The organism is Streptomyces sp. MCA2, from assembly GCF_023544705.1.
Taxonomy (GTDB): domain Bacteria; phylum Actinomycetota; class Actinomycetes; order Streptomycetales; family Streptomycetaceae; genus Streptomyces; species Streptomyces decoyicus.
The window spans coordinates 1-9,666 of sequence record NZ_JAMJFM010000101.1 but is presented as its reverse complement, the minus strand read 5'-3'; the positions used below and the strand labels follow the sequence as shown (position 1 = coordinate 9,666).

Sequence of the window (9,666 nt, the reverse complement as noted above, 5' to 3'; positions counted from 1 at the left end):
ACAAACGCCACGGCGCCGCCGCACCCCTACCGTGGGTCCAGAGTCAAAACCGCAGAGCCGCTCCCTGAGCCATGCGCATCACCCACCACTTCTGAAGGGCCGGGTTCCACTGTGCCGATCCCCACTGATGCAGCCCCCACCGCCTTTTGGCTCGCCGGCCGTCAGGCCACCGGCGAGGCCACCTTCGATGTCACCTCTCCCTGGGACGGACGCCTCGTCGGCACGGTGAGCGTCCCCACCGAGGCGCAGGTCGAGGAGGCCCTCGCCGCCTCCGTCGCGGTCCAGGACGAACTCGCCGCCACCCCCGCGCACGTGCGGGCCGCCGCGCTGGACCATGTGCACCGCCGGCTGGTGGAGCGTACGGAGGAGATCGCCCGGCTGATCTCCGCGGAGAACGGCAAGCCCATGAAGTGGGCCCGCGGCGAGGTCGGCCGGGCCGTCTCCGTGTTCCGTTTCGCCGCCGAGGAGGCCCGCCGCTTCAACGGCGGCGAGGCGCAGCGCCTGGACACCGACGCGGGCGGCGCCGGCCGGCTCGCGCTGACCCGCCGCTTCCCGCGCGGCACGGTCCTGGGCATCGCCCCGTTCAACTTCCCGCTGAACCTCTGCGCCCACAAGATCGCCCCGGCCATCGCGGCCGGCGCCCCGATCATCCTCAAGCCGGCCCCGGCCACCCCGCTCTCCGGTCTGATCCTCGGCGAGCTGCTGGCCGAGACCGAGCTGCCGGCCGGTTCCTGGTCGATCCTCCCGGTGCCCAACGACCGGATGCCGGCGCTGGTGCAGGACGAGCGGCTGCCGGTCGTCTCCTTCACCGGCTCCGAGAAGGTCGGCTACGCGATCCTGGACTCGGTGCCGCGCAAGCACTGCACCCTGGAGCTCGGCGGCAACGGCGCGGCCGTCGTCCTGCCCGACTTCTCGTCCGAGGCGGACCTGGACTGGGCGGCGCAGCGCATCGCCACCTTCTCCAACTACCAGGGCGGCCAGTCCTGCATCTCGGTGCAGCGGGTGATCGCCGACGCCTCCGTCTACGACCGGCTGGTGCCCAAGATCGTGGCGGCCGTCGAGGCGCAGGTCACCGGTGACCCGTCGGACGACGCGACCGAGGTCGGCCCGCTGGTGAACGAGGACGCCGCCAAGCGCGTCGAGAGCTGGGTGGACGAGGCCGTGGAGCGCGGCGCGAAGCTGCTCGCGGGCGGCAAGCGCGACGGCGCCTCCTACGCGCCGACCGTCCTGGAGGACGTGCCCGCCGACGCCACTCTCGCCTGCGAAGAGGTCTTCGGCCCGGTGCTCACCCTCCGGAAGGTCGACGGGGAGGCCGAGGCGTTCGCGGCCGTCAACGACTCGAAGTTCGGCCTCCAGGCGGGCGTGTTCACGCACGACGTGCAGACTGCCTTCCGCGCCCACCGTGCGCTGGAGGTCGGCGGCGTGATCGTCGGCGATGTGCCGTCCTACCGTGCCGACCAGATGCCGTACGGCGGCGTCAAGCAGTCCGGTGTGGGCCGCGAGGGCGTGCGGTTCGCGATGGACGACTACACCTATGAGCGGGTGCTGGTCCTCACGGGCCTGGCGCTGTAACCTCCGCCCGACCCGGTCCGGACCGGTGGACAGCGACGGCCATCCCTTGGGCCGTATCACCAACCGGACCCCGGCCGGCGCACCCCCCGGCGCCGGCCCCGACGCGGCGCGCTCCGGCACCCTGTTTCCGGAGCGCGCCGCGTCCCCCTTTTTGCTCCGGCATCACCTCTCCCGTCATGCCGGATCTTGACGGTATGCGGCCGGAGCCCCTCCCTTCCTCCTGTTTGAGGGGGAGTCGCGGCGGTCCCCCGGGGGAGGAGCGGGGGCCGTACGTACAACCAGCGCGGTATGCGACACCCCCCGAACGGCGGAGGGCGGCGAGCGGCCCCGGACCGATGCCGGGGGGTATGTCCCGCTTGGCGTGGAGTGGCCTGCCGCGCGGCCATCTCCCGCCACCTCCCGTGGTGCAACCCGCGCGGATCGGGTAACTCTCACAAGTAGCGCTGTCCAGCGGCCGACCGGCCCGCCGGCGCAGAACTCCCGATCCCGCGGCGAGGTGAGCTCCTGATGACCGCTCCATCCATCCGCAACGTTTCCGAGCGCGAAGCACGCCAGGTCGCCGAGGCGGCCCGCGAGCAGGACTGGCGCAAGCCCAGCTTCGCCAAGGAACTGTTCCTGGGGCGTTTCCGGCTCGACCTCATCCATCCGCACCCGACCCCCGCGGTCGACGACGTGCGCCGCGGCGAGAAGTTCCTCGCCACGCTGCGCGCCTTCTGCGAGACGGAGATCGACGGCGCCCGGATCGAGCGCGAGGGGCAGATCCCGGACGAGACCGTGAACGGGCTCAAGGAGCTCGGCGCGTTCGGCATGAAGATCGACCCGAAGTACGGCGGCCTCGGCCTCACCCAGGTCTACTACAACCGCGCCCTGGCCCTGGTCGGCACCGCCAGCCCCGCCATCGGCGCGCTGCTCTCCGCGCATCAGTCGATCGGCGTTCCGCAGCCCCTGAAGCTGTTCGGCACCAAGGAGCAGAAGGAGACGTTCCTGCCGCGCTGTGCCCGTACGGACATCTCGGCGTTCTTGCTGACCGAGCCCGATGTCGGCTCGGACCCGGCCCGGCTGGCGACCCTGGCGGTCCCGGACGGCACGGACTACGTCCTCGACGGCGTGAAGCTGTGGACCACCAACGGTGTGGTCGCCGACCTGCTGGTGGTGATGGCGCGGGTGCCCGCCTCCGAGGGGCACAAGGGCGGCATCACGGCGTTCGTCGTCGAGGCCGACTCCCCGGGCATCACGGTCGAGAACCGCAACGCCTTCATGGGCCTGCGCGGCCTGGAGAACGGGGTGACCCGCTTCCACCAGGTACGGGTCCCCGCCGCCAACCGCATCGGGCCCGAGGGCGCCGGCCTGAAGATCGCCCTGACCACCCTCAACACCGGCCGGCTCTCGCTGCCCGCGATGTGCGTCGGTTCCGGCAAGTGGTGCCTGAAGATCGCCCGTGAGTGGGCCGGGGCCCGCGAGCAGTGGGGCCGGCCGGTCGCCCAGCACGAGGCCGTCGGCGCCAAGATCTCCTTCATCGCCGCCACCACCTTCGCCCTCGAAGCGGTCGTCGACCTCTCCTCCCAGATGGCCGACGAGAACCGCAACGACATCCGCATCGAGGCCGCCCTCGCAAAGCTCTACGGCTCCGAGATGGGCTGGCTGATGGCCGACGAGCTCGTCCAGATCCGCGGCGGCCGCGGCTTCGAGACCGCCGACTCGCTCGCCGCCCGCGGCGAACGCGCAGTCCCCGCGGAGCAGATGCTGCGTGATATGCGCATCAACCGGATCTTCGAGGGCTCCACGGAGATCATGCATCTGCTGATCGCCCGCGAGGCGGTGGACGCCCATCTGTCGGTCGCCGGCGACCTCATCGACCCGGACAAGACCCTCGCCGACAAGGGCCGGGCCGCGGCCAAGGCCGGCGGTTTCTACGCCCGCTGGCTGCCCAAGCTCGTCGCCGGACCGGGCCAACTCCCGCGTACGTACCAGGAGTTCGGCCAGCTCGCCGGCCATCTGCGGTATGTCGAACGGGCCTCCCGCAAGCTCGCCCGCTCCACCTTCTACGCGATGTCCCGCTGGCAGGGCCGGATGGAGACCAAGCAGGGCTTCCTCGGCCGGATCGTGGACATCGGCGCCGAACTCTTCGCGATGAGCGCCGCCTGCGTACGGGCCGAGTACCTCAACGAGACCGGGGAGCACGGCCGCGAGGCACAGCAGCTGGCCGAGGTGTTCTGCCGGCAGGCGCGGATCCGCGTCGAGGAGCTGTTCGGCCGCCTGTGGACCAACACCGACGAGCTCGACCGCAAGGTCGTCCACGGGGTCCTCGACGGCAGCTACACCTGGCTGGAGGAAGGCATGATCGACCCCAGCGGCGACGGCCCCTGGATCGCCGACGCCACCCCGGGCCCGAGCCGGACGGACAACGTCCGGCGGCCCATCCGCTGAGCGGCCCGCGCCGCACACCCCAGGGCCGGTCCGGGCGCGTCGGACCGGCCCCGGGGCGTGCCGTGCACAACGGGCGGGGCCCGATGATCGGTAAGACACGCCCTTGGTGTCCACGGCCCCTGGGCGACCGGCCACAATGGACCCCATGACGGACTCCCTCGCCCACCCGCATACGCGTTTCGAGCCGGCCTCCGGCGACCCTGACGGCCCGCGCGGCCCCCGTTCCCTCGTGGTGCTCGGCTCGACCGGCTCGATCGGCACCCAGGCGATCGACATCGTGCTGCGCAACCCCGACCGCTTCCGGGTGACCGCGCTCTCCGCGGCCGGCGGCCGGGTCGAGCTGCTCGCCGATCAGGCGCACCAGCTGCGGGTGGCCGCCGTCGCCGTGGCGCGCGAGGACGCGGTGCCCGCACTGCGCACGGCGCTGGCCGACCGCTACGGCGCGGGCGAGCCGCTGCCCGAGATCCTGGCAGGCCCCGACGCGGCCGCCGAGCTGGCCGCCTCCCCCTGCCACACCGTCCTCAACGGCATCACCGGCTCCATCGGCCTCGCCCCGACCCTGGCCGCCCTGAAGGCGGGCCGGGTGCTGGCCCTCGCCAACAAGGAGTCGCTGATCGTCGGCGGCCCGCTGGTCAAGGCCCTCGCCGCGCCCGGCCAGATCATCCCCGTCGACTCCGAGCACTCCGCGCTCTTCCAGGCGCTGGCCGGCGGCGAGCGCGCCGAGGTCCGCAAGCTCGTCGTCACCGCTTCCGGCGGCCCGTTCCGCGGCCGTACGAAGAAGGAGCTGGCCGGGGTCACGCCCGAGCAGGCGCTGGCCCACCCCACCTGGTCGATGGGCCCGGTCGTCACCATCAACTCGGCGACCCTCGTCAACAAGGGCCTGGAGGTCATCGAGGCGCATCTGCTCTTCGACGTGCCCTTCGACCGCATCGAGGTGGTCGTCCACCCGCAGTCCTACATCCACTCGATGGTGGAGTTCACCGACGGCTCCACGCTCGCCCAGGCCAGCCCGCCCGACATGCGGATGCCGATCGCCCTGGGCATCGGCTGGCCCGAGCGGGTCCCGGACGCCGCACCGGGCGTGGACTGGACGAAGGCGCAGACCTGGGAGTTCTTCCCGCTGGACGAGGAGGCCTTCCCGTCCGTCCCGCTGGCCCGCCAGGTCGGTGATCTGGGCGGCACCGCCCCCGCCGTCTTCAACGCGGCGAACGAGGAATGCGTGGACGCGTTCCTCAAGGGCGGGCTGCCCTTCACAGGGATTGTGGATACCGTCGCCGCAGTGGTCGCCGAACACGGAACGCCCGCCGGGGGAACTTCCCTGAGTGTCGCGGACGTCCTGGAGGCGGAGACCTGGGCGCGCGCCCGCGCCCGCGAACTGGCCGCCCGTGCGGCACGGACACCTTCGGAGGCTCGCGCATGACGACCTGGATGACCATCCTCGGCATAGTCGTCTTCGTCGTCGGCCTGCTGTTCTCCATTGCCTGGCACGAGCTCGGCCATCTCTCCACGGCCAAGCTGTTCGGTATCCGCGTGCCGCAGTACATGGTGGGCTTCGGGCCGACGATCTTCTCCCGTAAGAAGGGCGACACCGAGTACGGCATCAAGGCCGTCCCGCTCGGCGGCTACATCCGCATGATCGGGATGTTCCCGCCCGGCGACGACGGAAAGCTCCAGGCCCGCTCCACCTCGCCGTTCCGCGGCATGATCGAGGACGCCCGCTCGGCGGCCTTCGAGGAGCTCCAGCCCGGCGACGAGAAGCGGCTCTTCTACACCCGCAAGCCCTGGAAGCGCGTCATCGTGATGTTCGCCGGGCCGTTCATGAATCTGATCCTGGCGGTCGTGATCTTCATGAGCGTGCTGATGGGCTTCGGCATCAACACCCAGACCACCCAGGTCGGCTCCGTCTCGGAGTGCGTCATCTCGGCCGCCGCCAAGACCGACAAGTGCCCGCGCGGCGCCAAGGACTCCCCGGCCGAGGCCGCGGGCCTCCGGGCCGGCGACAAGATCGTCTCGTTCAACGGCCACGCCGTGCCGGACTGGGGCGCCCTCCAGCAGCAGATCCGCGACACCACCGGACCCGCGACGCTCGTCGTGGAGCGGCACGGCGCACGACGGACCCTGCACGCCGACCTCATCGAGAACAAGGTCGCCAAGACCGACGGCCACGGCGGCTATGTCCCCGGACAGTTCGTCACCGCCGGATTCCTCGGCTTCACGCCGGCCAGCGGCGTCGTCCAGCAGTCCTTCGGCCAGTCCGTCGACCGCATGGGCAACATGGTCCAGCAGGGGGTCTCCTCGCTGATAAACCTGCCCGCCAAGGTCCCGGACCTGTGGGACGCGGCCTTCAACGGCGGAGAGCGCAAGCAGGACTCCCCGATGGGCGTGGTCGGCGCGGCCCGGGTCGGCGGCGAGGTCTTCTCCCTGAACATCCCGCCGGAGCAGCGGGTGGCGACCATGCTCTTCCTGGTCGCCGGCTTCAACCTCTCGCTGTTCCTGTTCAACATGCTGCCGCTGCTGCCGCTGGACGGCGGGCACATCGCCGGCGCCGTGTGGGAGTCGGTCCGACGGGCCTTCGCCAAGATCGTCCGGCGTCCCGACCCCGGCCCCTTCGACGTCGCCAAGCTGATGCCGGTCGCGTACGTCGTCGCCGGGATCTTCATCTGCTTCACCCTGCTGGTGCTCGTCGCCGACGTGGTGAATCCGGTGAAGCTGACCTAGAAAGCACGTTTGGCGGCGGCCGGACACCTCCGTGGCGTTTGGAGGCGTCCGGCCGTCTCCTTTCGTGGCGCCACAGGGGAGCGATGTGCTTGCCGCGACCCCCGTGACGTAATCTCGAAGACCGGAGCCCGCCGATGCGGGGCCTAGATCCACACCTTGGGGTTGCTCGCCAGATGACTGCCATTTCACTGGGAATGCCGGACGTACCGACCAAGCTTGCCGACCGCCGGGTCAGCCGCAAGATCCAGGTCGGCACGGTCGCCGTGGGCGGAGACGCACCGGTCTCGGTGCAGTCGATGACGACTACGCGGACGTCCGACATCGGCGCCACGCTTCAGCAGATCGCCGAGCTGACGGCCTCCGGCTGCCAGATCGTCCGGGTCGCCTGCCCGACGCAGGACGACGCCGATGCGCTGCCCGTGATCGCCCGCAAGTCGCAGATTCCAGTCATTGCGGACATCCATTTCCAGCCGAAGTATGTCTTCGCCGCGATCGACGCCGGCTGCGCCGCGGTCCGCGTCAACCCCGGCAACATCAAGCAGTTCGACGACAAGGTCAAGGAGATCGCCAAGGCGGCCTCCGACGCCGGCACCCCGATCCGGATCGGCGTCAACGCCGGCTCCCTGGACCGCCGCCTGCTCCAGAAGTACGGCAAGGCGACCCCCGAGGCGCTCGTCGAGTCCGCGCTGTGGGAGGCGTCCCTCTTCGAGGAGCACGGCTTCCGTGACATCAAGATCTCGGTCAAGCACAACGACCCGGTCGTGATGGTCAACGCCTACCGCCAGCTCGCCGCCCAGTCGGACTACCCCCTCCACCTCGGCGTCACGGAGGCCGGCCCCGCCTTCCAGGGCACCATCAAGTCCGCCGTCGCCTTCGGCGCGCTGCTCAGCGAGGGCATCGGCGACACCATCCGCGTCTCGCTGTCCGCGCCGCCCGCCGAAGAGATCAAGGTCGGCATCTCCATCCTGGAGTCGCTCAACCTCCGCCAGCGCCGGCTGGAGATCGTCTCCTGCCCGTCCTGCGGCCGCGCCCAGGTCGACGTCTACAAGCTCGCCGAGGAGGTCACCGCGGGCCTGGACGGCATGGAGGTGCCGCTCCGCGTCGCCGTCATGGGCTGTGTCGTCAACGGCCCCGGCGAGGCCCGCGAGGCCGACCTCGGTGTCGCCTCCGGCAACGGCAAGGGCCAGATCTTCGTCAAGGGCGAGGTGATCAAGACCGTCCCCGAGTCGAAGATCGTCGAGACCCTCATCGAAGAGGCCTTGAAGATCGCTGAGCAGATGGAGAAGGACGGCATCGCCTCCGGCGAGCCGACCGTGGCCGTCGCCGGCTGACCCGGCCCCGCCCGCAGCACCCGAGCCCCGCCGCCCGCCCCGGGCCGCGGGGCTCACCCCTGGCCGGGACGATCCGGTCCTCGGCGGCAGGGTGCTCCCCGCAGGCGCGAGGTAAAGTGCCAAGACCTGCTCCCGCCTGGCCTCCCAGGCCCGTAACGGTGAGGCTTTCCGACACGTGCTGACGACCACCACCATCAAGGTCCTCGAACCCGGGGACCTCGACGATGCGCTCGCGGTCCTGGACCGCGACCCGGTCGCCAACGCCTTTGTCGCCGCCCGCGTACAGGTCGCCGGCCTCGACCCCTGGCGGCTGGGCGGCGAGATGTGGGGCTGGTACGTCCGCGGCCGCCTGGAGGCGCTCTGCTACGCCGGCGCCAACCTCGTCCCCGTCTGCGCCACCCCCGAAGCGGTCCGTGGCTTCGCCGAACGCGCCCGCCGCCAGGGCCGCCGCTGCTCCTCCATCGTCGGCCCCGAGGAGCCCACCGCCGAGCTGTGGTCGCTCCTGGAGTCCTACTGGGGACCGGCCCGCGAGGTCCGCGCCCACCAGCCCCTGATGGTCACCACCGCACCGTCCGCCGAGATCGCGGCCGACCCGTACGTCCGGCGGATCCGCAAGAACGAGATGGACCTGATCATGCCCGCGTGCGTGGCCATGTTCACCGAAGAGGTCGGCATCTCCCCGATGGCGGGCGACGGCGGGCTCCTCTACCAGGCCCGGGTCGCCGAACTCGTCGGCTCAGGACGCTCCTTCGCCCGTATCGAGAACGGCAAGGTCATCTTCAAGGCCGAGATCGGCGCCGCCACCCAGCGGGCCTGCCAGATCCAGGGCGTCTGGGTCGACCCCGCCTACCGCGGCAAGGGCCTGTCGGAGACCGGTATGGCCGCCGTGCTGCGCTACGCCCTCAGCGACGTCGCCCCCGTCGTCAGCCTCTACGTCAACGACTTCAACACCGCGGCCCGCGCCTCCTACCGGCGCGTGGGCTTCGAGGAAGTCGGCGCCTTCATGAGCGTACTTTTCTGACCCGCCGCCTTGTACGCTCCGAGCATGGATGACGTCGCGGTCGGCCCCCTTGATCTCGCTGCCCGCGTGGACGACGCGCTGGCCGTCCAAGCGCTCGCGTTCGGCCTGAGCGACGAGGAGATCGCCGTCCGCCGGCACATCGTGCTGCGCCATTTCGCCTGTACCGGTGCCCGCGCCCTCGGCGCCACCACCCCCGCGGGCCGGCTGGTCGGCTTCGTCTACGGCATGCCCAACGACCGCGCCCACTGGTGGTCCACCGTCGTCGAGCCCTACCTCCGCGGCGAGGGCCTCGACCACTGGCTCGACGGCTCCTTCACCATCACCGAGCTGCACGTCCACCCCGCCTACCAGCACCGCGGCATCGGCCGGGCGCTGATCACCCGCATCACCGACGAGGCCGGCGAACTCCGCTCCATCCTCTCCGCCATCGACACCGAAAGCCCCGCCCGCCGTCTGTACCGCTCCCTCGGCTACCAGGACATCGCCCGCCGCGTCCTCTTCCCCAGCGCCCCCACCCCATACGCAGTGATGGGCGCCCCCCTCCCGCTGAAGCGCTGAGCCCCCCTTATTTCTTTTTCCACCACCCACAACGGGAGG

Annotated in this window: 7 protein-coding genes; all 7 read left to right on the top strand. The window is 71.0% G+C overall.

What is annotated here, in order from left to right:
- Positions 1–111 precede the first annotated feature (111 nt).
- The 7 genes from M8I34_RS40665 (at position 112) to M8I34_RS40635 (ending at position 9,627) form a co-directional block, all read left to right on the top strand.
- Positions 112–1,572 (top strand): aldehyde dehydrogenase family protein, encoded by a 1,461-nt coding sequence (locus tag M8I34_RS40665; RefSeq protein WP_030992000.1) that lies wholly within the window; start codon positions 112–114, stop codon positions 1,570–1,572.
- Positions 1,573–2,079: 507 nt separating this feature from the next.
- On the top strand, positions 2,080–3,999 hold the full coding sequence (locus M8I34_RS40660) for an acyl-CoA dehydrogenase family protein (protein ID WP_250058098.1): 1,920 nt from the start codon (positions 2,080–2,082) through the stop codon (positions 3,997–3,999).
- A 145-nt stretch (positions 4,000–4,144) separates the two neighbouring features.
- Complete coding sequence (dxr, locus tag M8I34_RS40655; protein ID WP_250058097.1) at positions 4,145–5,419, top strand: 1-deoxy-D-xylulose-5-phosphate reductoisomerase; 1,275 nt, start codon at positions 4,145–4,147, stop codon at positions 5,417–5,419.
- Complete coding sequence (locus M8I34_RS40650; RefSeq protein WP_250058096.1) at positions 5,416–6,717, top strand: RIP metalloprotease; 1,302 nt, start codon at positions 5,416–5,418, stop codon at positions 6,715–6,717. Before dxr ends, M8I34_RS40650 begins: the two co-directional genes overlap by 4 nt.
- Before the next feature lie 173 nt (positions 6,718–6,890).
- The gene (gene ispG / locus M8I34_RS40645; protein WP_030991992.1) at positions 6,891–8,048 is read left to right on the top strand and encodes a flavodoxin-dependent (E)-4-hydroxy-3-methylbut-2-enyl-diphosphate synthase; all 1,158 of its coding nucleotides are present in this window, start codon (positions 6,891–6,893) and stop codon (positions 8,046–8,048) included.
- A gap of 175 nt (positions 8,049–8,223) precedes the next feature.
- Positions 8,224–9,069, top strand: coding sequence for a GNAT family N-acetyltransferase (locus M8I34_RS40640; RefSeq protein ID WP_250058095.1), 846 nt, complete (start codon positions 8,224–8,226; stop codon positions 9,067–9,069).
- A 24-nt stretch (positions 9,070–9,093) separates the two neighbouring features.
- Entirely contained in the window at positions 9,094–9,627 is a 534-nt protein-coding gene (locus M8I34_RS40635; protein ID WP_030082505.1) for a GNAT family N-acetyltransferase, read from the top strand.
- Positions 9,628–9,666 lie beyond the last annotated feature (39 nt).